Source organism: Tateyamaria algicola, assembly GCF_047715485.1.
Taxonomy (GTDB): Bacteria; Pseudomonadota; Alphaproteobacteria; order Rhodobacterales; family Rhodobacteraceae; genus Tateyamaria.
Genome location: NZ_CP180422.1, coordinates 1,310,994 through 1,335,974, shown reverse-complemented (window position 1 = coordinate 1,335,974; position 24,981 = coordinate 1,310,994). Strand labels below are relative to the sequence as shown.

Genomic DNA, 24,981 nt, shown 5'->3' with positions numbered 1-24,981 from the left:
TATGGTTGCAAAGATTGGTAGAAATGCGTGCACTATACATCACAAAAGTTGGAAGAGGCCAAAGCATCGGCGACAAACCTCCGATGCCGGGCGCACCCGTCCATTTAGGCAGCATTGAGCATGCGATTACGTTTGGAAAACAGACTGACGTGTCGGTTCTTCGTTGACACGGGCAGATTTGGTGACAGGCGGCCTATCGACCGGCTTTCACATCGTCGGCCAGTTCCTTATAGCGCGCCATGACCAGGTGATCGGGTTCGCAATAGGGGCGCGACGCCTCGAAACTGCGCGCGAACAGCTTGTCGAAGGTAAGGCAGGGGCCCAGTTCAAAGCTGCGCGCGCCGACGTCGGGCAGCCCGCCCGCGTGGTGCTGTGCGGTCTTCAGGCCGTTATGCATCCAGTTCAGACAATTGATCGCTGTAAACGGATCGTTGACGCCGGGCGACAGGGCGCGCGCCAACATCTCCACCAACTGATCGACGAGGAAAAAGATATTCTGGTGTTCGGTGCGGCTTGTGCCGACGGCAAAGCATTCTTGCAGTTGCGATATCTCTTCGTCGTCCAGCGTTTCAGCACCCCATATGCCGAGCACGGGCGTGAACCGGGTGACAAAGTCGCCGGGGTATTGCAGCACCTTGATCCGGCAGGATTCCTTATCGCTCAACTCCTTGATCCGATGGTAGCGCAGGACCTGAATGTAGCCTGTGTCGGGCAGACAGATTTGTCGATCAGGGTCCGTTTCGGGAAAGCCTTCATCGTCGGGTGTCTCATGTTCGGCATCTGCGTCGATGAGGGCCTTGATGTCACGCTCGAGCCGACGGCCGAGGTTGGCGGTGATGTTCGAGACGTTAATGGTTTCGGGCACGTGGTGCACGAAATAGATCATCGTGAACACGGCCACGATGCAGCCGATGACAGCCAGCAACAGCGAATACTGGGGGACAAATGCCGCGATGCCGCCCTCGTCCACGGGGTTTTGCACAACCCGCAGGATGAACAGTGCATAAACAAAGGTAGAGATCAGGATGCCAAGGCTGATCTGGTTTCCCCGATCCCGCATGAAATTCCCGATCAGGCGCGGCCCGTAATTCCCTGCGGCAAATGACACAGCCACGACCGTCATCGAGAACATGACCCCGGTGACCCCAATCACCGACGTGGCGATTGTCGTCAGCGTGCTGCGTGCCCCCTCGATCTGGGTATTGGCCAAGACCCTTGGCAGTTGGAAGGGCAGCATATCGGTGGATCGGTCCATCCATATGGCGAGATTGGCGAGCGCGAAGGTGAACAGCACCATCGTCGCGGGAATGAACCAGTAACTGGCGCGGATCGCCTGCGCCGATTGCAGCAGTTTTGCCCGGTACTTCATGTCTGCGCCGCGCCGCCCGTCACAGGAGGGGCCGTTTCGCGGGGGTCAGATCGTCCATCATGGCATGTTCAGCCAGTGCATCGAGGTCTGTCACCCGCAATGTTTGTTCGGACCAATGTACCAGTTGCTTCTGTTTCAACGCAGCCAGCGTCTTGTTGGTGTGAACAAGGGACAGGCCCAGGGCATCGGCAATATCCTGTTGCTTGTATGGAAAGGGCATCGCGCCGTTGCGCACGAGATCCAAGCTTTGCCCGCGGATGAACACGCGCGCAAGGGCCCAGGCCAGCGACTGCATCGCGGTGCGTTGGCCGAGGGTGGACAGTGTCTCGCCCAGAAAATGCTCTTCGACGGCGGCGAGCCACGTGAGGTCAAAGGCCTGTTCGGGGCGCTCTTTGAACAGCGTCCAGATTTCCGAACGGTCGAACACGCACAGGGTCATGTTTGTCGTCGCTTCGACCGAGTGGCCCATTTCGCCCATGATCCCCGCCTGCAGACCGACAAAATCGCCCGGAAAGATCAGGCTGACCACTTGTCGCCGACCATTCGGCAGCACCTTGTACCGTAAACCCATGCCATGCAGGACCGTGAACAGCTGTGGGCTGTTGGAGCCTTCCATGAGGATGGGTGTGCCAGCCTCGACGACAAGCTCGCCCACCTTGAAACGTTGCATGAAGCGGATATCGTCCGGCGTCATATCGGCAAATGCATCGTGCCTGCGGAGCGGGCAGTTTTCACATTTCGTCGCCATTTTTTATTCTCCAAGCTATGTCATAGTTTAATGTGCTTGCGCAGAATCCCTATTAGAAATCACATGTAGATATCTTGGAGGGTCCTGCGTGGATCATTGCTTTGTCGTTGTTGAGCCTGATCCGATCGTGCGCATGGATGTGGCGGGTGCGTTGGAACATAATTTTCCGACCAGCCGTGTCGAGGATTGTAACTCCCTGGATGATTTGGAGCAGTTGCTTGTGACAGCGCGTGGCCCCGTCAGCGTGTTTGTGAACGGCGCGATGCTGTCCGAGCTGTCTGCGCACGTCCTCAAGCCCGTGGTCGAGGGCGGCGGTCAGGTTGTCAGCATTGGTGGCCCAGCCGCGCCTTCGATACATGCCACGACACTGGATGTGCCGTTTTCGACCGCGATGATCCTCGAGGCGCTGCCTAACGTCTTGCCTTGTCCGCCCGCGCACCAGCCTGAAGGCCGTACATAAACGCCTCGACGACGGCAGGAGCAGATCCGGACTGCGCATGCGGCTGTGGTTGCGATTGATGTGCGGCGCTGGATGACCGGTGCGCACCCGCGCCGATCAGGATTAGCCCCAGACCGACATAGACGCCGGCAAAGATCAGAGCGGTGTTTTGCACACCAACCAGCGGATAGAGGGCAAACCAGCCCGCAACCGTCAGAAACCCGGCCCCGATTGTGCAAAGCAGCAGGCCCCCCGAAAGGAGGCCTGCGCGCTTGGCGGTGTGCGCCACTTTTTTCTCGATGCCGAACATCAGTTACTTCCGCGACCCGAGAAAACCGACAAGGAAACCGACGCCTGCCGCGATGCCGAGCGCTGTTGCTGGCTGGTTCTTGATAAAGGTGTCAGCCTTGTCCTGCATTTCCATCGCCTGAAGCCGTGCGGTTTCCGCAGTGTCGGCCGCCTGCTCACGCACATCCGCCATCTTGGATTTGGCGGCACTCACCGCCTCGTCCCCCTTGGCGCGACCCAAGTCCGCGATGGTCTGTGTCAGCGATGCGAGGTCATGGCGCAGCGTTTCAACTTGCGCGGCCAGATCGCCCGTATCGGTCGTTTTGTTCAGCGTTTGCAACTTACTCGTCATTGTCATTCTCCTCTTGTGTTGTCTGCCAATCAAACACGCGGAGGTCCGGATTGTTCCAAAATTTCTTGAGGAAAAAATTTGGAACCGGACGGCGATCCTTTGGGTTGAGGGGGTGGAAAGCGTGGCGAGTTTCAACCGCGCTGTGAGTAATAGGAGCATACACATGTTACACTATGCGCTGATCTTTTTCGTCGTCGCGCTGATCGCGGCTGTCTTTGGTTTTGGTGGCATCGCCTCGGCCTCGGCGGGCATCGCACAGATCCTGTTCGTGATCTTCCTGGTGCTGTTTGTCGCCACGCTGATCGTCCGCGCCTTGCGCGGCTGATGCCGGGCTGAACCACGTTGATCAAACAATCTGAAAGGATGAAGACATGACAAACTCTCTGAACGTAGTTGGCGCACCCAAAGATATCTCGTCAGGTGTGCGCAAACCCGAAACCATTGCCGAAGGGCTGACAGACGTGTTGGCGGATACCTATCGCCTGACCTTCAAGAGCCATGCGTTTCATTGGAATGTCGAAGGGCCGCTGTTCTACTCGATCCACAACCTGACCGAAGAGCATTATGAGGATATGTTTGCTGCCGCCGACAAGCTGGCCGAACGTATCCGTGCCATCGGTCAGATGGCCCCCATGAAGATGAGCGAGATCATGGCAACATCGGTGATCAAGGACCCGGACCAAGCACCGAGCGCGGGCGAGATGTGCAGCATTCTTGCCGAAGATCACCAGCGTATCGCCCATCGTTTGCATGCGCTGATCGATATTGCGGCAGAGCAGAACGATCCGGTGACCGAGGATCTTGCGACAGAACGTTCGGCATTCCACGAACAGGCGGCGTGGATGCTGCGTGCGCTTGCCACTGAATAAGGGCTCGCCCCGCGCGTGCTGAAACACGTGCGGGGCGTTTCGTTACTTCAGCGTCGCGGTCGAGGCAAAGAACATGGCCTGGCTGACGGCGGACATGACTTGCGCCTCCTGGAACGGTTTGGAGATCAGGAAAGCCGGTTCGGGCCGGTCACCCGTCAACAGACGCTCGGGGAAGGCGGTGATGAAGATCACCGGCACATCCATAACTTCGAGCAGATCGTTCACAGCATCGATACCGGATGAGTTGTCGGCCAGTTGAATGTCGGCCAAAATCAGATCGGGGTTCTGCTCTTTGCCCAGTGCGACAGCCTCTTTGTGCGTGCGGGCAATGCCAGTGACCTCGTGACCGAGGGTTTTGACAATGGCCTGAATGTCGGCGGCGATGATCGGCTCATCCTCGATGATCATCACACGGCCCGACACGCTGCTGGCGAGTTCCTTGTTGGCCGTGGCAATCAGGTGCCGGACATCATCTACATCGGTTTGCATGATCGACGCGATGGCGCTTGGGCTGAATTCTTCAATCGTGCGCAGCAGCAGGGCCTCGCGTGAATTTTCCGTCAGCTTTGCCAGCAGGCCGTGCGCCCGGCTGCGCACCGTGTCTTCGGGTTCGGACAGCGCTTGTCCGGACGATACCCAGATCGAGTGGAAACACTTGAACAGATTCACCTTGATCGGATCATCATTTTCAAAGGGCGATCTGTCCTTGAGAATGGCTTCGAGCGTTGCGACGGTGTATTGGTCGCCCCGCGCTTGTGACCCTGTCAGGGCACGTGCGTATCGACGCAGGTAAGGGAGTTCGGCGGCAAGGAGGTCGGAGAATGTCGCCTCTGTACGCGTGTCGCTCATGTTTTTTGACCTTTTTTGCGGTTTTATTGGAACCAAACACAGAAGGACGCAGTTGGTTCCCTCAAATGCGTGATTTTTTAAGTGAGGCTCGGGATAAAGATGGCAAGCAAGCAAGACCCAAGAAAAGCCAGAATAGACAACTATATCGATCAGAGCCTGAAAAAGGTGTTTTCCGAACTGGAAACAGACGAGATGCCCGACCAGATCACCGATCTGCTGTCCGTCCTGCGTGCACAGGACGAAGAGATGAAGGCCAAGAAATGAGCGATCTTGATCCAAGGGATGAGCTGGTCACGCATTTACCAGCCTTGCGGGCCTTTGCGCTCAGCCTCACGCGCAACCGTGCGACAGCGGATGACATGATACAGGATACTGTCCTCAAGGCATGGACAAATATGGATAAATTCGAACCCGGCACGAATATGCGTGCCTGGCTGTTCACCATCCTGCGCAACAATTTCTACACCTCGCGCCGCAAGCTGAATCGCGAAGTCGCCGATGTGGATAACGTGTTTTCCGACACGCTTTCGGTTAAGCCCGACCACGATGGACGTCTGCAGATGACCGACTTCAAGGCGGCGCTGAATCAGCTTCCCGATGAACAGCGCGAGGCGCTTGTTCTCGTTGGCGCATCCGGTTTTGCCTATGAAGAGGCCGCCGAGATGTGTGGTGTGGCCACTGGCACGATCAAAAGTCGCGTCAACCGCGCAAGGGCGAAACTGGCCGAACTGTTGCATCTGGATGATGATGAAGCATTGGAGTTGACTGACACCGCGACCATCGCCGTTGTCGGCAATCCGGGGCTGCCTGCGTGACGCAAGGGCGCTGGTACAACAGCCTGCGCGTGCTGACCGTGATGTTGATGACCCTGGCACTGTTCCCATTGGGGGCGGTGGCCATCTATCAGACCAATCGCGTTGCGGCAGAGGCACAGAACAACGCGCAACTGGCGCTGCTGGCGATCACAGGGCGGGCTGCCAAGGCCGAAGAACTGTTGATCGAACGCGCCTTTGGTGCGGCGCGCGTGTTTGCGACCATCGCGGGCGAATTCACCGACAATCCCGACCGGTGCGAAACCGGCCTGGGCGAGTTCGTAAAGAATGATCCACGGTACAGTTTCGTCGGCTTCCTGCCGCTTTCGGGAAAGATGTCATGTACGTCCACGGGCACGTCCTATGACTTTTCCGGCTGGCCGGGTTTTGATCTGGCCATGCAGGACCAAAGCCCCACCATCGTCGTCAACACGGATGCTCCGCTGAGCAATGGTTCGGTGTTCGTCATCTCGGAACCTTACGAGATCGGCGGGCAATTTGGCGGTTTCGTGTCCATCTCTATCCCCCATTCCGGCCTGCCCGATACGCCTGAGCGTCTGATCGAACTTGGCCTCGTCGACCTGATGACGTTCAATGGCGACGGTGATGTTCTGACCTCTCGGTCAGACAGGGACAAAGCGCTGCCCGAGTTGCCGGGTGATCGCGCCTTGCAGGACCTGACCGTGATGCGCGGCAATGCATTTCAGGCCAAGAACACCTTGGGTCAACGCCGGACCTATACTGTCGTCCCGATCGAAGGCAGCCCCGCCACCGTCATCGGCGTCTGGCGTGTGGATGAAGGTCTGGCGCGGCAGGTTGCGACCTTTGTGCGACCGTGGCTGTTTCCCGTGCTGATGTGGTTTGCCAGCATGTGTGTCGCGATGTTGTCGATCTATATGCTGGTCCTGCGCCACCTCACCCGGCTGAGCACGCGCATGAACGCCTTCGCCAATGACCGCAGCATCGACGTGTCCGAAGACACTGAGAGCATGCCCAATGAGGTGCGCGCGCTCTATGGACATTTCGACCTGATGATCAACAATCTCATCCGGGATGAGGCCAGCCTTGAGGATGCACTGCGCGCCAAGAACGTGCTGGTCAAAGAGGTGCATCACAGGGTCAAGAACAACCTGCAGCTCATCTCGTCCATCATGAACATGCAGATCCGCACAGCCGAGCATGACGAGACCAAATCGGTGCTGTACCGCCTTCAGGACCGTGTGCTTAGCCTCGCCACGATCCACCGGGATCTGTACCAGTCCCAAAACGGGGGGCTGGTGAATGTGGGCACGCTCGTGTCCGAAGTTGTCGAGAAATCGTTGGAGGTGGCAGCCGTGTCGGGCGGTTCGGTGGATTTGGGCACCGACATTGACCCGGTTCTCTTGTACCCGGATCAGGCTGTGCCCCTGTCGCTGCTGGTGGCCGAGGCCATGACAAACGCGATGAAGTATCTGGGTGCGGCTGATGGCCGAAAGCCATGGATCAAGGTGTCGATGAAACAGGACGGGCCGGAATGTGTGCTGCAACTGGTCAATTCGGTGGGCGCAGTCACGACTGCTGAAAGCACCGGCCTTGGCGCGCAGTTGATGGACGCGTTTGCCATTCAGCTGGGCGCTCGGATCGAGACAGACGCGTCGCCGGATCGTTTTGCGATGACTGTCGCCTTCAAGGTCGCTGAATTTGAGCCTGAAACGCGTGATTTCTGATGGACGACAGCGCACCGCGCCAGTTTGAAGTATTGCTGACCGCGCAAGAGGCGTTTCCGGCCTTGGAGGCGCAATTCTTGCAGGCTGAACGCGAGATCATTGCGGGTTTCCGCATCTTCGATCCCTGGACCAGGCTGCGCTCGCCCGAGGCACGGCGTGTCGGGACAACGTGGTTTGATCTGATTGTTGCAACCTTGGATCGCGGGGTGCGCATCACCTTGACCCTCAGCGATTTCGATCCCGTGGCGCGCCCGGGGATGCACGCATATGCGTGGGCGTGCGTCCGGGGATTGTTGGCTGCGGGCGAGGCATCCCGGAACCCCGACCTTTTGTCAGCGCGCGCCTCGATGCACCCGGCCCGGGTCGGCCTGCTGCCGCGTTTCTTACTGTGGCCCCGGTCAATCAAGGAGATCAACGAGAACCTTGCGCAGGTGAACCGCAAATCATCCGCCGAAAAGGACGCGTACCTGACCCACAGCCCGTACCTTCGGCCCATGTTGAGATGGGATGGGGATCGCATTGTCCCCCGCTTTGCCCCGCCGCCGCTCGTGCCTGTCACCCATCACCAGAAGCTCGCGGTGTTCGATGAAAAGACGCTTTATGTTGGCGGTCTTGATCTGAACGATCGGCGGTATGACACGCCGGAACATGAGCGGGCTGCCGATCAGACGTGGCACGACACCCAAGTGCTGGTCAGTGGCCCGATCGCCGCGGAAGCCGCGGCGCACCTGCGCACATTCGAAGGCGTGACATTGGGCGCCGATCCGGCCCCGAAGGGCAACCTGCTCAGAACGATTTCGGCCAAGCGCGGGTTTTCCCTGGCTTCTCTCTCGCCCAAGCCTGTTGTGCGCGAACTGGCAGAGGCGCATGCCGCGCAGATCGCGCAATCAAAGTCGTTGATTTATCTCGAAACCCAATTCTTTCGCGACCGAACGCTTGCCAAACAGCTGGCCAGACGTGCGGCACAAGTGCCCGAGTTGGCGCTGATCCTGATCCTGCCGGCGGCCCCCGAAGACGCCGCCTTTGATGACGCGCCGGGCAGCGATGTCGCTTATGGCGAGCATTTGCAGATCAAATCCCTTGAGATCATCAAGAAGGCGTTTGGCAAACGTCTCTTCGTCGGCTCGCCCGCGCAGTTGCGCCCGGCCGCAAACAATGGGCGGGCCACGCATTTCGGTGCACCGCTAGTCTATCTGCATGCCAAGGTTTCGATCTTTGATGACAGGGCGGGCATCGTGTCTTCGGCCAACCTGAACGGGCGCAGCATGTCCTGGGACACCGAGGTCGGCGTGCAAACCGGGATCAAAGAGGACGTGGAGCAGCTGAAAACGCGGTGCTTTGATCATTGGCTGGGTGCGGATGCGGGGCCTGAATACTTCGCCTGTGACACCGCATGTGCCGCCTGGGCCGCGCGCGCGGCGGACAATGCGCAAAGACGGCCCGAGCAACGGCGCGGGTTCATTCTGCCCTACGTGGCGGATGCGGCCCAGGAGTTGGCCTATAATCTGCCCGGCGTTCCCGAAGAAATGGCCTGATTGTCCATCCCCTTGAACACGGCCAGCCCCCAGATCAGGAGGGGGATCGCGATGATGCCGCCAATGGGCCCCCACAGCCACAGCCAGAACACCAGTGACAAAAACACCAACAGCGGGTTCACCGACAGGGTTTTGCCCACCAGCGTGGGCGTCACAAACTGTGCCTCGGTCGCGTTCATCGCAAAGTAGACCGCCGCCGGAACAAAGCTGACGGCACCATCGAACATGACGATTCCTGTGATCAACAGCGCGGCAATCAGCGCAATGGGGCCGAGATAGACAATGTAGTTGAGAACAAAGGCCAAGACGCCCCACAGCACCGGGGTGGGCATGCCCAACAGGTTCATCGCGAGGGCCACAAGACAGCCAAGCCCGAAGTTGATGGCGCTGATGGTCAACACATAGCGCGCCACCTGGTTGCTGGCATGGCGCAGCTCGACCTTGCCGATCCCGTCAAAGGATGTGTCGAACCAGTCACAAAGCGCTTTTCGCGCCAGCAGGAAAAAGTAGAGCGTGCCGGTAAAGATCATGATCTGCGCACCGAATTGCGGCGCAAAGAACAGGGCGTCCATCGCGGATGGGAGCGCAACGGGTTTTGCCCCATCCCCTTCGGCGTCAGGTTCGATGGCGGCGGCGACATCGGCGGACATCTCTTCGATGCCGCGCAACAGCCCTTTGAGTTGCTCGATTGTGCCGCGCAGTTCGCTCCAGATGATGGGGGCGCGGTTGATGGCTTCGGTCACGTAAGGTTCGATCAGCAACAGCAAGAGCAGTATCGCAGACAGTGCCATCAGAACTGAAAAGAAGGCGGCGAGGGCTGCGGGAAGGCGCAGCTTTTCCCAGATATCGGACAGCGGTGTAAGGACAATCCCCGTCAGCAGTGCAGCCATGATCGGGGCCAGGATATCCTTGGCCTGTTGCAGGACCAGGATGATTGCGACGACCGCCAGAATGCTGATGCAGGTCGCCTGCACATGCTGTCTGTTCATTGACTTACCCCTTCTCGACACAACACCCAGAGCGGTGAATGCGTTCCGGTTGAATGGAACTTTTCCTGCCGTTCGGGCGTTGGTTTTGCGAAGCAACAAGGAGATTTGAGATGTCAGCACCTGACACGAATATCGACAAGCAAGTGACACACCACAAGGCACCGCTGATTGGCATGGCCGTCGTTGGCGCAGCCGTGGGTGCGCTGTTTGTGGCGTTTCTGGCCTGGACCGTTTCGCAGGCCGATGATGGCGAGGTGACGGTCACCACTCCATCGGTTGTTATCAGCGAATAACGTCAAAGCGGCGGCGGGTGTTATCCGCCGCCTTTTTCATAGCGGGGCTAGAGCAACCACAAGATGATGCCGGTCGCGATAGCGCCCACCGTGAGCACGATGGACGTCAACACCATGTTCCGCACCGATTGTGCGTTGGTATCATGGGCATCTATGCGACGTTGTGTGCTTTGGCTGCGCCGTGCGGCAGACCAGAAAATCAAAATTGCAGACAGGATGAACAACTCCGCCACTACTTTGGCGATGATCGGGTAATCGGTTGCTGAAAATACGGCCTTGAGGCCGAGGGCGACGCCCACACAGGCCATGCCCGTGCGCATCCAGGCCGCGAACGTCCTTTCATTTGCAAGAACAGTACGATCCTCGGCCCATTGGGTGCGCGAGTCCGGCGTATCGTCGGATGAATTGTCTCGGGACATGTGGTTTAGGCCGTCGCGCAGCGGCGCGCGGACATCTCCGCGCACCACCTTTGTCAGTTCAGGTTACGCGATGCCTTTGGCCGCGCGTGGGCCTGCAATGAGCCAGATGATAAACCCGATCACCGGCAGGACGAGCACCAGCAGCGTCCACACCACTTTCGAGCCTGTCGATGCGCTTGATCCCACAATCGACACGATTGCCCAGATGTTCAGAACCAGAACGATAAATCCACCGATACCAGCATATTCCATGACCAAAGCCCTCCTAAAGCGTGATGTCTTGCAGAACCAACACACTTCGGCGTGGAAAGTTCCGTGATGCCTGCTTTATTGCTCCGGCAGCTCTTTGCGGACCTGCCCAAAGGCGAGCAGGGTAAAGATCAGCGTGCCGCCCAGAATGTTGCCGGCGAGCACCGGCAGGAAAAAGCTGAACAGCGCGTCCGAAGGTGACAGGAGGCCCTGAACCAACAGGAACGCCATCTCGACCGAGCCTGCGACCACGTGGGTGAAATCTCCGGCAGCGATCAGCCATGTGAATGCGAGGATGAGGAAGAATTCGAACCCGTCCGACTGTGGCAACATCCATACGATGGCGGCCACCAGAACACCCGCCGGGATGGCACGCTGGAATGCCTCGGCAGGCGGAAAGCCTGTGGCGTGGCGCGACAGCTCTTCAACCGCTGGAAGCAATTCCGCCGGTATCGCCGCCGTAAAGGCGAAGAGGGACGCCACAACAAAGGCGCCCACGACATTGGCCAGCAAGACGATAGTCCAGAGCACGGCAGTGCGTTGAAACAGCGCTGCCGACGGGCTGTGCATGACCGGAAGGACCGTCGTGATCGTGTTTTCGGTGAACAGTTGCATGCGCCCAAGGATCACGACCAGAAAGCCCAGACTGTAGCCGAGGTTTTCAACCAGATAGGCCCAGTCGGCATCGGGCAGGTAGGTGCGGAAAATCGCTTCGCCCAAAACCGACAGTGAAATCATGATCCCCGCGGCAATGCCCGACCACATGAGGGAGCCGTTGGGACGGTCCAGTTCTTCCTGGCCGTCGCGGCGTATCACCTCAAAGATCAGCTTGGGTGGCAGCCCTTCTGCCTCGTCTATCGCGACTTCGGCTTGTTTCTTGTCCATGGGTTCAATGTCTCCGACTTGCCTATCGGACCAAACGCATCTGGCTGGCGTTGTGTTCCCTTTGTGTGGAAAGAATACTTCGGGTCGGGAACAGCCGCGCATCAATCTTGAGGAATTTCAAAGAATTATTGTTTTGACAGCCGGGGCTTGATCGGTAGCAATTGCTGTCAGTGCGGTTTGCGTGCCCGGTGCGCGCTGCCGAATGCAGACGGTGCATAGGCGAGGTGCGGATGGTACGGCAATGGATACCTGTTTTGCTGACGATGGTCTGGGGGACGTGTGCGTTTGCCCAGTCTGCGACGGACATACCTGACCGTACTGCCTTTGAAACCTACGCGCGGTTTGAACAGACTTTGCCGGATGATCCGAATGCCGCGCTCGCCATTGCCGACCAAATGCTGCTGAGCGATGACACCCCGGATTTGCGCCTGCGTTTTGCCCATGCCGCACTTGGCGCGGGCGCGCCGGATCGTGCCGTTTCGTACCTGTTGCCCGCGATGGACGGGCTGGCGCAGGTTGATCCGCGTTTGACCGAAGTGTTGGATATGCTCTCCGAGGCGCATCTGGCGTTGGGAGAAGATGCTGTCGCCCTCGACTACGCGCTGCGTGCATTCAACAGCGCAAAGGCGCGCATGGGCGGCGAGAACAAGGCCCTGTTGCCGCGCCTTGATGCGCTCGAGGCTCAGGTGCGCGAATTGCGGCCCGAACTGCTGTCCGCCCTCGAGCGGATGCGCGAAGAGATCATCGTCGGCAACCAGCCGGGCGCCAATGTGCGCGCCGCCGGGGACCCGACGGCTGTGACCGTTTGGTATGGGACAACGCGCAACGTCTCTCAATCCACTGACCCTGCGCAGTATTTCGGGACCAAGCCAGACCGCCTGACTGTGGGCAGGTTGACCGTGACCATCCCCGAGAACCATCTGGCCGGGATGATCGAGCGGCCAACCAGTTGGTCGTTCACTGATCATCTGGACCCGCAGGAACATGTCGTGTTGGCCGAGATAGAAGAGATGGCGCGCACCGCCTTTGCCGAAGGTTGCTGCGGCGCCAATGATCGGCTGCTGTTCGTGCACGGATACAACACCAGCTTTCATGACGGCGCATTGCGCGCGGCGCAGCTATCCTATGATCTCGAGTTTTCGGGCGACATGATGTTCTTCAGCTGGCCGTCCAAGGGGTCGCTTTATGGCTACTTGACGGATGCGGGAAATGTCCGGCCGACCGTGCCGGGGATGGAGGCATTTCTGGAAATCGCAACGCGGGGTGAGGGGACGTTGCACATCATCGCGCACTCGATGGGCAATCAATACACGCTCGCGGCGTTGAACAGTTTTCTGGATGCCTATCCAGAGCGCCGGATCGGCCAGCTTGTCCTTGCTGCACCGGATGTGGATCGTGACAGCTTTGTCGCCGAGTATTCCAGCCTGCTGGATTATACGGATGGTATCACCCTCTATGCTTCGCGGTTTGACCGCGCCTTGCAGGTGTCGCGCACCGTCAACGGCGGGGTCAGGCTGGGTGACTCGGGCGATGGTCTGGTCGAATTGGCCGGGGTGGATGCCGTCGACGCATCGCTGATCGAGGGGGACATGTTGGGCCACACCTATTTCGCGGACGCGCCCCAATTGCTGGGTGACATCGTCGGGCTGGTCAAGCTGGGCTGGCAACCCGGAGAGCGCTGCGGCGTGGCGCCCAAGTCAGGCGCCCGTCAGTGGGACATTCGCCCCGAGGGCTGCCCGGTCGAGCAAGTGCGCGCGGCAGGGGATTTGATCGCAAACTACGGTGCCGATGCCGTGGCCGAGGCACAGCGCAGATATGACAGCGCACCCGGCGAACAACTGCAATTCTGGCAGGGTGTTCTGACCGTTGTGGATCAACGTCTCAACGACTGACCGGGCGTCTTGCGAGGCGCCCGTTTTTTGATTTCTAGAATTGGACCTTCTCGTTGCTAAAGCATATTTCCCGCGTTCTCAGCCTTGTGTGCGTCGTTTCGATTGCGGGCTCTGCACTTGCCCAAGGCCATGATTTTCCACCGGATCCGACGGGCGCCGTTTCGGTGGACGGGGTATACACCCCGATGGCCGCGCGCGATCTGGAGGGTGCTTTTGACGGGGTGACCTCGCTCGCCGCCGATGAACGGGTTGTGCGGTGGAGCGGGATGTTTCAGGGCGGGGAGTTGGACGCGCTGATCTCTGAAACGGAACAGGATTTGCGTCAGCCCGCGCCACATCCGTGGGCCAGTCATGTCTGGGTCAGCGCGCACTGGGCGCTGGGCGCGTTTGTTGACGGGGCAGAGCCCGACTATCCTGCCGACCTGCGCCCGGTCCTCGCCTTTGAGGCCGAGGCGTTTGGCCATCTTCAGCGGGGCCGCGTTGATCTGTTGGCGCAGATGCCACGCGCGACTCTGGCACGGGAGCAACCCACATATTGGGCGGATTACGAAATCGCCTATGCCAGCTGTGATACATATGCCCTTGCGCTGTGCCGCGCGGTCTTGCAGCGATTGGCGGCGGCTTTTCCGTCCGATTTCGGGGCCGTTTACGCCGTTGCTGACAAGGGCAGGCAAGCGCCCGGCGAAACTCTGGACTGGCTTACGGCGACGCCCAGCATCAAGGGCGCTCCGGCGGAGCGGTTGGTTAGATGGGCGCTGGAAAATCCGACCGCAGGACCGGGTGAAACGCTCATCGCTGCGCAGGCGTGGCTCGCCCATGCGCCACGGGACCCGAATGGGTTGCGTCGGGCGGCTTATCAGTTCGAAACGCTCAAACGCCATGACGCGGCGCTTGATCTGTTTCAGACAGAGGATGATGTCTATCCTTTCCGAGATGCGCCCGAGCGCATCGCGCGGGTACAGGCGGCACAACTGGATTTCGATGCATCCGAGGCCACCGTGCGCGGGTGGGCCGCACGGGCCTATCCTGCGGATGGGCGGGAGGCCTGGGCCGCAATCGCAACACAACGCGTTTTGCGTCATGCCGGTGAATTCGGACGCGCCCGTGCCCATGGGCTGGCCGCGATAACGGCGCATGCTGACAGTGACCAGATCCGCTTGGAAACGGCTGTCACCTTGCGCCGCGAAGGGTTTGCACAGGACAGCGTGGATATCCTGGGGCCGGTACTCATCCGTGACCCGACACACTTTCATGCTGCCGGTGAGATGATCCAGTCCCTGAACGCGGCAGGACGCCATCAAGAGGCCGTGTCGTTCGCCGCCGACTACCGCATCGCGGGCGGAGCGCCAAACAGCAACATTCTGAATGGCTGGCGCGCGGCCCTGCATGCGCTGGAGCGGTTTGAAGAGGTCGATGCGGTTCTGGAGGCCGCGCAAGACACGTTGCCTGACGCCACGTGGGTGTTTGGCAACATCGCGATGAGCCTGAATGCAGGCGGTATGCATGACAAGGCGTTCGATCTGATCCGCGATGTCACCTTGCGCGACAGCACATCGGACTGGCGTATCGCGCGGATCCGGGAGTACGGTCTGGCCGCGGAGCGGTTGTCCGATGCGCGTTTCCTGCTTGAGAGCTTTGCACACAGGTATCCTTACCGTGCGTCGGTCTGGGATACGCTGATCAAGCTGAAGGGGTTGGACGGCCCTGTCATGAAACAGGCCCGGTCCAAGGCGCCCACGCTGGCCTTTCCATCTGTTCAGGCGGCGGCCAACCAGTTTAAGGCCGATCCCGGCGCATGGAACGCGGCCGTGTCGCTGCTTGGCAAACGGATCAAAGACATGCGGGCCGCGGGCGCGCCGGATGAAGAGATCGCCAAGGCCTATCATGAACGCGCGCGCATCACGGACAGCGCCTTTTTCTCGGATCATGCCGACGACCTCACCCATGTTCGTACTGCCCTTGATGATCTCGACACGGCGCGTGACCTCGGCCTTGACGAGCCGACCTATTGGCAAATGCGCACCTATTTGCTGGGACATGGCGGACCGTCCAAGGCGCAAAGTGCCGCGACACGCGCGCGGGCACTGGTGCGGCCTGACGATCTGAACGCGCAGATATCCATGCTTCAGAACAATGTCGGACAGTTCCTGAGTTCGTCGAATATCGGGATGATCCACGTTGCGCGCTATGCACAGCGCCGCCCGCGCGATGGTGCGCGGCTCAAGTCATTTGCCTTGCGCCAGAACAAATGGGGCGGATCGCCCGTTGTCGCCCTGGCCGCGCTGGAAGAGGCAAAGCGCTGGGACGCGGATGTCGATCTGGATGCAGAGATTGAATACGCCTACGGCGCTCTGGGCGCGCACAAACGCTACTTTGAAAGCAAGTATAACAGCGCCCGCTCGATCTCGGCCTCGCAGCGCTATGTCGATTGGTTCGAAAATGCGCGCCGCAACACGGCCAAGGATCAGGCGACCCTGAAAAGCCTGGATCTCGACGCGATGTCCGTCACGACGCTGACGCCCGACGGTATCGAAGAGATGCGCCAATACCACCCGCAATCCGGAGCGATGATTGCCTTTCGCATCGGCGCATTCGCGGGCGCGGTTGACTACACCGATGATGGCCACCTTGCCGGGATGACGATTGGCGGCGAAAGGGTGCTCGACATGGAGCACGGACCGCTGGATGCCCTCGGACTGAAACGGGAAGTCACGCGGTTGCACGTGCGCGGCCACCCGCAGTTGGTTTTTGCCTACCGTGCCGACGGGCAGATGGACATACAGGTCGGCGATCTGGGTGTGATGCGGGTGCAGCGGAGTGAAAATGGCGAAACGACAGGCGTGACGGTCGAGGTGCAGGACCCGGACACAAGCGAGTTCCAGGTGTCCATCGCTGTCACGCAGGCCTTTCAGGAGATGTTGCAACACGCACAGACCATACGTGACATCCAGAACGGCAAGACAACCAGTTTCGATATGCCCGATGCGGCGCTGGATGCCCTCGAAACGCAATTGTTCGTTGCGATGGACAACAGCAGATCGACCTATGCGCACATTGCAGCACGCCAGTTGGCGCTGGCGCAATACCTCGGGGCAAACCGGGCCAATCACCCGATTTATGTATCCGAGGCGCGCTACAACCTCGAGAGCATCTTTGACGGCGCACGTGAGGACATTGATCCACGCGATGTAACGCAACCGGACGCACAGGCCCTGGCGGATACCGCAATCGAGGCGGTGCGCCAGTGGCACGCCTTGATGGCAGCGACGCGTCCGGACGGCCTGGCAGGCCCGACTTGGCAGACATGGACGGCCATGCAGGACTGGGTGCGCAGTTTGCAGACGCAAGACCCCGATCTGGTTGGCGCACAAGCGCGTCTGGAAGCACAAGTTCGCCAGAACGCATTGCGCGCCCAGTCCAATGCTGGCTGGATCGATGAGACGCACCTGAGCAATCCCGGCTTCTGGCGCACATTCTCGCATGCAGACGTGGTGCCCAAAGGGTTGAATACGGATGATTTGCGGCTGCGCGACGTTCTCGTGCGGGCCAATGGCGATGTTGTTGTCGCCTCGAATGTGGGTCTGTCTGTTCTGCGCCGCGGATATTGGGAATGGCTGGCCTTTGACAGCCGTGTCGGGCGGTTCACGCCGAACATGGACTATGCCGACATCGATGGTGCGTCCAACCTGACCAGCCTGACCGAAGATGCGGCTGGGCGGCTTTGGGTCGGCTCGCGCGCCGGGCTTGTGATGCTGCCTGAGGGGTATAGCGCTGTGGCGACCACGTTCCGGCCTGCCAGCGACCAAATGATCAGCGGTGCGATTGATGCGGTCGCGGCCTATGACGGTTTTGTTGCTGCCGGTGGTGGTGCAGGGCTGTCCCTGATCGACACCGAAACGCTGGCGGCGCGGATCGCGTCCTCGGACCCGGTGGCAAAGCTGCGGGACGCGGGCACGGGCGTGCTGGCCATCGGGCGCACGGCGCTGTGGTTGCAAGAGGGCGACAAACGCATCGAGATACTGAACGCGCAGGTGCAGGATGCGCGTCTTGGCCCCGATGGCGCTGCGATCTTTGTGCTGAGTGGCAAGACATTACAGCGTGTGCCTATCACAGATGTGAGGAGCGGGGCATTCACGCTGGACCGCGTTGCGGGTCAGGAAACGATTGCCGCCAATGACGACCCGTTCGGGTTGGCCGTTGTCGACATCTCAGCCGATGCTTCCGCGCTGGCCGTGCTGACCGATCTTGGCGGGTCGGTCATGCAACATGGCGGGTTTGAGCAGTTCAAGCAGCCCCAGTCGGACAGGCCTGTGGGGATCACGGCCGCGGACGAACGGGATGGGCGCCTGTTCATGATCACGACCGAGGGCGTCGCCGCCGTCGTGCGTGGCGAGGCGGCTTATGCCGATATTGGGCGTGTCCACGACCTGTTGTCCGACCCCGTCATTGCAACCACGTTCATCGCGACAGGCACCGAGATCATGACGGTCGATCATGATGCACCCCATGCCGATCCTCTCCGGTTTTCGGGGGCACGCGCGCGCGTGCTCGAACAGGCACCCGATGGGGCCATCGTCACCCATGATGGGCAGACCGTTTTGCGCTTTGCCCGCGGCGCGGTCGAGCCGCAAGAGCTGTTTGCCGTCACCCAGACCTTGCCCGATGATCTTGACCAGGCTGCTCTGAGCGATCTGCTAGCGGCATCAGATGGTTCGATATGGGCGGTGGCTGGCGCCAGCGTGTTCCAGTGGCGCGCAGAGGGAGGCGTGACGGAGTATTCCATCTACCTGGATGAGGCGACTGCCCCCTTCCGCTCGGACATGCTGTTTGCCGTACACGAAGCCCCGGATGGGCGCATTCTGGTCGTTGCCTCCAACGAAGAGCACCGCAATCACAACTCCAAACGCATGCATGGCGGGTTGTTTGAATTCACGGGCACAGGATTTCGCCCCAGCACGCTGGATGTGTTGGGCAGCTGGTTCCTGACCAGTGCGACTCCAATGGGTGACGACACTTCGATTGTCGGCACAGCGGGCGGATTTGCGCGCCTCACCGCAGAGACTCTCGACGAGTTCGACCAGTCGGACGACGCGTCCTACCTCGCTCTGCGTGACCGGCTGCCTGCGCTGTATCTGGGCACCGAAGGTGCGCCGCTTGGCGATGATGTGTGGCTGTTTGGCAGCGTCGGCGGTGTTGTCGCCCTTCAGGGGAACACGTGGTTTTACCCGGATCGGTTGAACTGGATGCTGCCCGATCATTCGGCAGCCAATTACGGGTCCAGAACAGTGCACGCCATCCAGACGGATGCGCAGGGCCGCATCTACATCGGCACCGATGCAGGGCTGACCGTCTATGACCCCAGCGGCGCCGGGCCGGAATCTTTCCTGATCTCGGAGCAGCGCAGTGACTTTGCCTTTGGCGCACTGGAACGGGATCGCATGGGCGAGGTGAACGACATCCTGCTTGAAGCCTTGCCAGAGGACAGCGATGCCAAACGGCTGACAGAGGCGTTCCGCAAGACGCGCCAGAAACTGGCGGAACTGGAGGGTCAGCTTTCGACGGCCCTGGATGCGGGCAGGCCCGTGCGCGATCTGGAAAAGAAGGTGATCCGCGCGCAGCAGCGTGACCTCGCCCTATTGGCCAAGCTCGAGCGGGACGAGCCGCTGGTGTTCAGCATGCTGCAACTGAACCCGCTGGATTTGCGCGCGCTTGGCCGCAAGTTGCCCGAAGATGTGGTGATCGCGCAGTACCTGCCGGGCAAGGATACGCTTTACATCAATCTGGTCAGCCGCGACGGCGCAGAACTCAAGGAGATTGCTGTGGATGCGGCCATGCTCGAGCGCGTGACGCAGTTTGTGACAGAACGGATCGCGAGGGACGCGCTGGGCAAGACCCGGTTCTTTGAAGTGGCCGATAGCGCAGAGCCGGGTGCTGATCCCAACGCCGCAACCGGGTTGGAGGGCGTGCTGGCCGGCGCCGAAGATGAAACGACGCAAGCGCTGGCCTGGCTTTATGACCAGTTGTTGCGACCCATCGAGCATTCGATCCCGACAGGCGTGACTTTGGTTGTGTCACAGACTGGAAACCTCGCCTATCTGCCGTTTTCAGCACTGGTGCGAGACGCGGAAACGGCAACACCCGAATATGCGATCGAGCGCTTTGATATCGTGTCCGCCCCCAGCCTCTATGCGTTGGACATGATCATAGATGCCGGTCCGTCATTCGCGGCCTCGCATGTTGTGTTCGGCGATCCCGATGGGTCGCTGGCAAATGCACGTATCGAGGCCAAGGCAATTGCCGACATCCTGTCGGATGATCTGGTCGAATTGCGGATCGGGGACGAGGCCACCTACGATGAATTGGTCAGCTATGCGCAGGATGCCCGGTTCATTCATCTAGCGACCCATGGCAAGCTGGACCACCTGTCGCCCAAAGACAGTTATCTGCTGATGGCCGACAATCGGCGCATGAGCATTCCCCAGATCATGACTTTGCCGATGCAGGATGCCGAACTTGTCTTTCTGTCTGCCTGCGAAAGCGGTTTGGGACGGGACGGGCTGGAGTACCGCACCATCGCCCATGCCTTTGCACATGCCGGGGCCCCTGCGGTGGTCGCAACGCTGTGGCAGGTCGATGATCTGGCCGCACGGACCCTCGCCGAAGCATTCTACGAAGAAAAGATGCTGGGCAGTTCGAACGCGGCCGCCCTGGGCAAGGCGCAACGGGACATGATTGCGGCGGGCGGACCCACGGCGAACCCTGCCTTCTGGGCCTCTGCCGTCATTTTTGGACAACCCTGAACGGGCACCGGTGGTCCGCCACACCGAACGTCGTGCCAAATTCTTCTTGACCTGGAGTTACTCGAGGCCGGTATGCCCTTGCTATGAGAAGGGAGCAGTCATGCGCATTTCAGAGGCAGCGGCGGAAAGCGGGCTTGGGGTCGATACAATTCGCTACTACGAGGCCGAGGGCCTCGTGCCCAAGGTGATGCGGGGTGCAGATGGGCAGCGTGCATTCTCGCGCGAGAATGTCGACTGGCTCACGCTGCTCTATTGGCTGCGAGAGACGGGTATGCCGATGCGGGTCATGCGGCAGTTTGCAGCGCTCTATGCCCAAGGGGATAGTACCATCGAGGGGCGCAAGGCGATCCTGCTGGATCACGCGGAACGGCTTGCGCAGCGGCGCAGTGATCTGGATCGATGCGCCGCGATCCTGAACCGAAAACTCGAAATCTACGATGAGTATTTGCGATGAAAATCATTCTGGTTGGGGCCTCGGGCGACGTCGGGCAGGCAGCATACGCTGCCCTGTCACCACACCACGACGTCGTGCACGCAGGTCGTCATGGCGCGGATGTCACGGTTGATATTGGCGACAGGCGTTCGATCGAGGCGATGTATGATGCGGTTGGGGCATTCGATGCCGTGGCGTCCACGGCAGGTAACGTACACTTCGCGCCTCTTGCAGAGTTCACCGAAGAGACCTTTATGCTCGGCCTTGAAAACAAGGTCATGGGCCAGATCAACCTTGTGCTTGCCGGGCTGCGCCGGGTTTCAGGTGCCGGATCGTTTACATTGACCAGCGGTGTTCTGGACCGTGATCCCATCGTCACGGGGGTTGGGGCGGCCACGGCGAACGCGGCCTTGGCCGGTTTCGTCAAAGGCGCCGCGATTGAAATGCCCGCAGGTGCGCGCATCAACGTTGTCAGCCCTGGTCTGCTTGAAGAGTCCGAGGCGCGCTATGGCGCTTTTTTCCCAGGGCATGAGCGTGTTTCATCGGCGCGCGTGGGCCGCGCCTTTGTCAAATGTGTCGAGGGAGCCATGACCGGCCAAGTCGTGATCGCGGAATGAGGTTACAGCCGTGAAAATCGCCTATCTGATCGAGCCGCCGTTCAACTTTCACGATCATGCGGGCCTTGTCACGGGCTGTGACGTTGAACTGGCGCGGTACGTCCTGCGTGAACTGGGTGTGGCAGACATCACCTTTGTCGAAGCGGAGTTTGCGGACCTTCTGCCCGGTCTCACACTTGGCACATGGCAGATGACGACCGGCCTGTTTGCGACGCAGGATCGACGCAGACACGCCATCTTCAGCCGCCCCATTTGGGCCTTGCCTGATGGCGTGCTGGTGAGATCGGCAGATGTGGGGCGTATCACCGGCTATCGCAGTCTGGCGGATGATGACACGCTGACGCTGGCAGTGATCCGCGACCAGTTCCAGCATATGACAGCGCTTGAGTTTGGCGTGCCGCCGGACCGGATTGTGGTGTGTGACACCTATCTGGAGGCTACGCGCGCCGTGCATGACGGGCGGGCGGACGCCTATGCCAGTGTCGCGCGTGCGCATGACGGGTATCTGGAACACAGTCGCGCGCCGGGTTTGCAGACAGTTGTGGTTCCCGTGTCAGAGAAACCGCCCGCCTTTGGCTGTTTTGGATTTCCGACGGCAGATACGGCCTTCAGGAATGCTGTGGATGAAGTTCTGGATGCCTTTCTTGGTGGGCATGAGCATCGCAAGACCATGAAAACGTTCGGGTTTTCGGACAAAGACATTGATCTTGTCGTTTGACAAACGGATCTGCCATGGGCTTGCGCTGATCAGCAATCTCATTCAGCGGGCGAAAATCCGGTGATCAACTGTTTCAGGCCGAACGTCGCACCGATGAAAATCGCCACAAAGGCGACTGGCGCGCTGTAGGCAAGTGTTGAGAATGCAGAGACACCTTGCCCGACGCTGCATCCGACGGCCAGAATCGCGCCCGGCCCCATCAGCGCGGCCCCACCGATCTGGCGGCGCAATTCGCGGGGATCATCGCAGGCTTCCCATCTGAAATGGCCCTTGGAATATGATCCAAGGGCGGCCCCCAGCATGACGCCAACGACGGACCCGACACTGAAGGACAGCGTGTTTCCCGAGGCTGTCATGACATAGATAAGCGTGTCGCCGATGGGGGCGACGAAGCTGTGCGTTTCAATCGGTTCCGGCTCGAACCCGGTTGTTGTCACCCAATACGTGCCGATCCAGCCCGACACGACGGCCAGCCCGACAACGCATCCCCAAAAGATGTGTTTTGGCGATCTGCGCATCTCGGCGCTGCCCAATCCCGCGGCGATGATACCAAGCCCCACGACAAGTCCTGTGATCAGCGGCGTAACGCCCAGGCTGCCCTCAAGCAGTTGGCTGACGCCCTGGGGATGTGTGGCCCCCGTTTCGGCTGGAAACAGCCAGACACGCAGGTGGGCAAGCGGGCCGGACATCACGAAATAGGCGGACAGGCCCATGACGATCACGATCAGGAAAGATCGCAAATCACCGCCGCCCAAACGCGCCAGCGCGCCGTAACCGCAGTTGCCGCTGAGCGCCATGCCATAGCCGAACAGCAAGCCGCCCACGATGGTGCCAAGCGGGTTCCAGACGCGATCCAGATAGGCCGATTGCGTTGCATCGAACCATCCCACGTGCATGGAAACATGCGTGCCGATGATGGCAACGCCGATGGCAATTGCCCACATACGCATGCGTCTGTCATCGGATCCGTACAGGATATCTTCGATCGCACCCAGCGTGCAAAATCTGCCAATACGTGCCGCAAGCCCCAGGGCGATACCACCCAAAAGACCAATCAAAGCAACGGTGTTGGCTTCTCCAAGCGTTTCCAGCATGTCGGCTTCCTCCCGAAGACCGATCGCTGGCGAGGTGATCGGTCAGTCTTCCCTGCAGAACAGGTCGTAGACCACTTCCATGATTTGCTTCGGGCGGTCATCTGTCAAGCTGTAGTAAATCGCCTTGCCGTCCCGCCGGGGTTTGACCAGCCCTTCAAGACGCAGACGCGACAGTTGCTGGGACACGGCGGCCTGGCGCGCAGACAGCAAGTCCTCAAGCTCGGTCACCGATTTTTCCCCGGACGCGAGATGACACAGGATCATCAATCGCCCCTCATGGCTGATCGCCTTGAGAAAGTTTGACGCCGCTTGCGCGTTGCGCATCATCTTGTCCATGTCCTCGGCACACATGTTGGCGTCGAAAACCGGCAAGCGCGAAGGCGTGTCGATGGAGTTATCAAGCTCTGAGGTCACGTCGAGTGTCATACCTATTTAACCTGTCTTGTCCAAGGGGATGTTGGCGCGTTCAAACATCATCGTGAGCAGGCCCCAAAAGAAATCCTGGCCCGGGTATCCCTCGATGCGGCCAACTTCCGTGCCATCCTCGACTAGGATGAACGTGGGGGTAAAATGCACCCGCTTGCCAAAAGCAACGTCCGGCGTTTCGCTGTGCAGGTTATAGCGCTGCAAGGGGGCCGTCCTGCCCTCTGCCGTTTTGGGATAGATGTGCGCGATCTCTTCGTTCCACTTGGCACACCAGTAACATCCGTCCTCTTCCGCCATCAGCAGATATGTATCCGCCAATGCAGGCAACGGCGCCCAAGCAAGGGTGGCCAGCAGTATCACGCGCAGAACCTTCACTGGCCCCTCCGATTGACGTCTTTTCATCTTTCATCATAATCTAATGTTTGAATATCTCAAGGCAAGGAGCCGCTCGGACATGTTTGACGTCACATATTTGGGCGCTTTGCTGGCCGGGTTGCTGTCTTTTTTGTCACCGTGCATCCTGCCTATCGTGCCCTTCTACCTCAGCTATCTGGCCGGGGTGGGCATGAACCAGATTTCAGCAGAGGCACAGATATCGGGTTCGGTCCGCTTGCGGGCCGTTCTGGCAGCGTGCTGCTTTGCCTTGGGCGTGATCACCGTGTTCATGGGGCTGGGCGCAACGGCGACAGCCTTTGGTCAGGCGGTGCGGGAGTATTTCGACATCCTGCGCTGGGTCGCCGCGGCCATCATCATCGCGATGGGTCTGCATTTTCTGGGCGTGCTGCGCATCGGGTTCCTGTACCGCCAGTTCCGGGCAGACGCCGGGAACACGTCGAATGTGGGTCTGTTTGGCGCCTATGTCATCGGACTTGCCTTTGCATTTGGATGGACGCCCTGCGTCGGGCCGGTGCTGGCCGCCATTCTGTTCACCGCCGCAGGACAGGACACGGCCGCGCAAGGGGCCAGCCTGTTGTTCGTCTATGGCCTGGGCATGACACTGCCCTTTGTGGTGGCGGCCCTGTTCATTGGCCCATTCATGTCCTGGATGGCACGGTTTCGCCGCCACCTCGGCCTGATCGAAAAGGCCATGGGGGCGCTGCTGATCCTGTTTGGCGTTCTCATCGCCACCAATTCCATCAACTACATCGCGCAATGGATGCTGGAGCACATTCCGTGGTTCAGCGCCATTGGATAACCTT

Annotated in this window: 26 protein-coding genes; 14 read left to right on the top strand and 12 right to left on the bottom strand. The window is 59.8% G+C overall.

Features of this window, described 5'->3' with window-relative positions:
* Window positions 1-193 precede the first annotated feature (193 nt).
* Complete coding sequence (locus ACMHLQ_RS08940) at window positions 194-1,369, bottom strand: DUF2254 domain-containing protein (RefSeq protein ID WP_415404428.1); 1,176 nt, start codon at window positions 1,367-1,369, stop codon at window positions 194-196.
* A 19-nt stretch (window positions 1,370-1,388) separates the two neighbouring features.
* Window positions 1,389-2,117 (bottom strand): Crp/Fnr family transcriptional regulator, encoded by a 729-nt coding sequence (locus ACMHLQ_RS08935; RefSeq protein ID WP_415404427.1) that lies wholly within the window; start codon window positions 2,115-2,117, stop codon window positions 1,389-1,391.
* A gap of 88 nt (window positions 2,118-2,205) precedes the next feature.
* Between ACMHLQ_RS08935 and ACMHLQ_RS08930 the strand changes: the two genes are divergently transcribed.
* Window positions 2,206-2,577 carry a hypothetical protein gene (locus ACMHLQ_RS08930; protein ID WP_415404426.1) on the top strand — a complete coding sequence of 124 codons (372 nt, stop codon included), beginning with the start codon at window positions 2,206-2,208 and terminating at the stop codon, window positions 2,575-2,577.
* On the opposite strand, the gene ACMHLQ_RS08925 is transcribed toward ACMHLQ_RS08930, so the two are convergent.
* Together ACMHLQ_RS08925 and ACMHLQ_RS08920 are read right to left on the bottom strand one after the other, a co-directional pair.
* Window positions 2,528-2,866, bottom strand: a complete 339-nt coding sequence (locus ACMHLQ_RS08925; RefSeq protein ID WP_415404425.1) for a phage holin family protein — start codon at window positions 2,864-2,866, stop codon at window positions 2,528-2,530. The genes ACMHLQ_RS08930 and ACMHLQ_RS08925 overlap by 50 nt on opposite strands.
* 3 nt (window positions 2,867-2,869) lie before the next feature.
* The gene (locus ACMHLQ_RS08920; RefSeq protein WP_415404424.1) at window positions 2,870-3,196 is read right to left on the bottom strand and encodes a DUF883 family protein; all 327 of its coding nucleotides are present in this window, start codon (window positions 3,194-3,196) and stop codon (window positions 2,870-2,872) included.
* A gap of 163 nt (window positions 3,197-3,359) precedes the next feature.
* Here ACMHLQ_RS08920 and ACMHLQ_RS08915 point away from each other — a divergent pair, with 163 nt between their 5' ends.
* Together ACMHLQ_RS08915 and ACMHLQ_RS08910 are read left to right on the top strand one after the other, a co-directional pair.
* Window positions 3,360-3,521 carry a DUF1328 domain-containing protein gene (locus ACMHLQ_RS08915; protein WP_415404423.1) on the top strand — a complete coding sequence of 54 codons (162 nt, stop codon included), beginning with the start codon at window positions 3,360-3,362 and terminating at the stop codon, window positions 3,519-3,521.
* Window positions 3,522-3,567: 46 nt separating this feature from the next.
* The gene (locus tag ACMHLQ_RS08910; protein WP_415404422.1) at window positions 3,568-4,065 is read left to right on the top strand and encodes a Dps family protein; all 498 of its coding nucleotides are present in this window, start codon (window positions 3,568-3,570) and stop codon (window positions 4,063-4,065) included.
* A 42-nt stretch (window positions 4,066-4,107) separates the two neighbouring features.
* Here the strand turns inward: ACMHLQ_RS08910 and ACMHLQ_RS08905 are convergent, their stop codons facing one another.
* Entirely contained in the window at window positions 4,108-4,914 is an 807-nt protein-coding gene (locus tag ACMHLQ_RS08905) for a response regulator (RefSeq protein ID WP_415404421.1), read from the bottom strand.
* Window positions 4,915-5,013: 99 nt separating this feature from the next.
* Between ACMHLQ_RS08905 and ACMHLQ_RS08900 the strand changes: the two genes are divergently transcribed.
* The 4 genes from ACMHLQ_RS08900 to ACMHLQ_RS08885 are packed head-to-tail and all read left to right on the top strand — an operon-like array spanning window position 5,014 to window position 8,967.
* Entirely contained in the window at window positions 5,014-5,178 is a 165-nt protein-coding gene (locus ACMHLQ_RS08900) for a hypothetical protein (protein WP_415404420.1), read from the top strand.
* On the top strand, window positions 5,175-5,729 hold the full coding sequence (locus ACMHLQ_RS08895; RefSeq protein WP_415404419.1) for an RNA polymerase sigma factor: 555 nt from the start codon (window positions 5,175-5,177) through the stop codon (window positions 5,727-5,729). The genes ACMHLQ_RS08900 and ACMHLQ_RS08895 overlap by 4 nt, the downstream gene beginning before the upstream one ends.
* Window positions 5,726-7,432 (top strand): sensor histidine kinase, encoded by a 1,707-nt coding sequence (locus ACMHLQ_RS08890; protein WP_415404418.1) that lies wholly within the window; start codon window positions 5,726-5,728, stop codon window positions 7,430-7,432. Before ACMHLQ_RS08895 ends, ACMHLQ_RS08890 begins: the two co-directional genes overlap by 4 nt.
* Window positions 7,432-8,967, top strand: a complete 1,536-nt coding sequence (locus ACMHLQ_RS08885) for a phospholipase D family protein (protein WP_415404417.1) — start codon at window positions 7,432-7,434, stop codon at window positions 8,965-8,967. The genes ACMHLQ_RS08890 and ACMHLQ_RS08885 overlap by 1 nt, the downstream gene beginning before the upstream one ends.
* Here ACMHLQ_RS08885 and ACMHLQ_RS08880 read toward each other — a convergent pair.
* A complete protein-coding gene (locus tag ACMHLQ_RS08880) occupies window positions 8,931-9,956 on the bottom strand; it encodes an AI-2E family transporter (protein ID WP_415404416.1) in 1,026 nt (341 codons plus the stop codon). The genes ACMHLQ_RS08885 and ACMHLQ_RS08880 overlap by 37 nt on opposite strands.
* 110 nt (window positions 9,957-10,066) lie before the next feature.
* Between ACMHLQ_RS08880 and ACMHLQ_RS08875 the strand changes: the two genes are divergently transcribed.
* Entirely contained in the window at window positions 10,067-10,249 is a 183-nt protein-coding gene (locus tag ACMHLQ_RS08875) for a hypothetical protein (protein ID WP_415404415.1), read from the top strand.
* Between the two features lie 47 nt (window positions 10,250-10,296).
* Here the strand turns inward: ACMHLQ_RS08875 and ACMHLQ_RS08870 are convergent, their stop codons facing one another.
* The 3 genes from ACMHLQ_RS08870 to ACMHLQ_RS08860 all read right to left on the bottom strand — a co-directional run bounded on the left by ACMHLQ_RS08870 (window position 10,297) and on the right by ACMHLQ_RS08860 (window position 11,802).
* Window positions 10,297-10,713: a YidH family protein gene (locus tag ACMHLQ_RS08870; RefSeq protein WP_415404414.1), complete on the bottom strand. Its 417-nt coding sequence runs from the start codon at window positions 10,711-10,713 to the stop codon at window positions 10,297-10,299.
* An 18-nt stretch (window positions 10,714-10,731) separates the two neighbouring features.
* Entirely contained in the window at window positions 10,732-10,920 is a 189-nt protein-coding gene (locus ACMHLQ_RS08865; RefSeq protein ID WP_415404413.1) for a PLDc N-terminal domain-containing protein, read from the bottom strand.
* Between the two features lie 75 nt (window positions 10,921-10,995).
* Entirely contained in the window at window positions 10,996-11,802 is an 807-nt protein-coding gene (locus ACMHLQ_RS08860) for a formate/nitrite transporter family protein (RefSeq protein WP_415404412.1), read from the bottom strand.
* Window positions 11,803-12,032: 230 nt separating this feature from the next.
* On the opposite strand from ACMHLQ_RS08860, the gene ACMHLQ_RS08855 reads away from it, so the two are divergent.
* From ACMHLQ_RS08855 to ACMHLQ_RS08835, 5 genes are all read left to right on the top strand, one after another.
* Window positions 12,033-13,694: an alpha/beta hydrolase gene (locus ACMHLQ_RS08855; RefSeq protein ID WP_415404411.1), complete on the top strand. Its 1,662-nt coding sequence runs from the start codon at window positions 12,033-12,035 to the stop codon at window positions 13,692-13,694.
* A 53-nt stretch (window positions 13,695-13,747) separates the two neighbouring features.
* Window positions 13,748-20,494: a CHAT domain-containing protein gene (locus ACMHLQ_RS08850; RefSeq protein ID WP_415404410.1), complete on the top strand. Its 6,747-nt coding sequence runs from the start codon at window positions 13,748-13,750 to the stop codon at window positions 20,492-20,494.
* Between the two features lie 100 nt (window positions 20,495-20,594).
* The gene (locus tag ACMHLQ_RS08845; protein WP_415404409.1) at window positions 20,595-20,948 is read left to right on the top strand and encodes a MerR family transcriptional regulator; all 354 of its coding nucleotides are present in this window, start codon (window positions 20,595-20,597) and stop codon (window positions 20,946-20,948) included.
* The gene (locus ACMHLQ_RS08840) at window positions 20,945-21,544 is read left to right on the top strand and encodes a short chain dehydrogenase (protein WP_415404408.1); all 600 of its coding nucleotides are present in this window, start codon (window positions 20,945-20,947) and stop codon (window positions 21,542-21,544) included. Before ACMHLQ_RS08845 ends, ACMHLQ_RS08840 begins: the two co-directional genes overlap by 4 nt.
* A 10-nt stretch (window positions 21,545-21,554) precedes the next feature.
* Window positions 21,555-22,262 carry a transporter substrate-binding domain-containing protein gene (locus ACMHLQ_RS08835; protein ID WP_415404407.1) on the top strand — a complete coding sequence of 236 codons (708 nt, stop codon included), beginning with the start codon at window positions 21,555-21,557 and terminating at the stop codon, window positions 22,260-22,262.
* 38 nt (window positions 22,263-22,300) lie between these two features.
* Here ACMHLQ_RS08835 and ACMHLQ_RS08830 read toward each other — a convergent pair whose 3' ends face one another.
* The 3 genes from ACMHLQ_RS08830 to ACMHLQ_RS08820 are packed head-to-tail and all read right to left on the bottom strand — an operon-like array spanning window position 22,301 to window position 24,157.
* Window positions 22,301-23,356 carry a YeeE/YedE family protein gene (locus ACMHLQ_RS08830; RefSeq protein ID WP_415404406.1) on the bottom strand — a complete coding sequence of 352 codons (1,056 nt, stop codon included), beginning with the start codon at window positions 23,354-23,356 and terminating at the stop codon, window positions 22,301-22,303.
* A 42-nt stretch (window positions 23,357-23,398) separates the two neighbouring features.
* Window positions 23,399-23,782 (bottom strand): ArsR/SmtB family transcription factor, encoded by a 384-nt coding sequence (locus ACMHLQ_RS08825; RefSeq protein ID WP_415404405.1) that lies wholly within the window; start codon window positions 23,780-23,782, stop codon window positions 23,399-23,401.
* Window positions 23,783-23,788: 6 nt separating this feature from the next.
* Complete coding sequence (locus ACMHLQ_RS08820) at window positions 23,789-24,157, bottom strand: hypothetical protein (protein WP_415404404.1); 369 nt, start codon at window positions 24,155-24,157, stop codon at window positions 23,789-23,791.
* A gap of 79 nt (window positions 24,158-24,236) precedes the next feature.
* Here ACMHLQ_RS08820 and ACMHLQ_RS08815 point away from each other — a divergent pair, with 79 nt between their 5' ends.
* On the top strand, window positions 24,237-24,977 hold the full coding sequence (locus ACMHLQ_RS08815) for a cytochrome c biogenesis CcdA family protein (RefSeq protein WP_415404403.1): 741 nt from the start codon (window positions 24,237-24,239) through the stop codon (window positions 24,975-24,977).
* Window positions 24,978-24,981 lie beyond the last annotated feature (4 nt).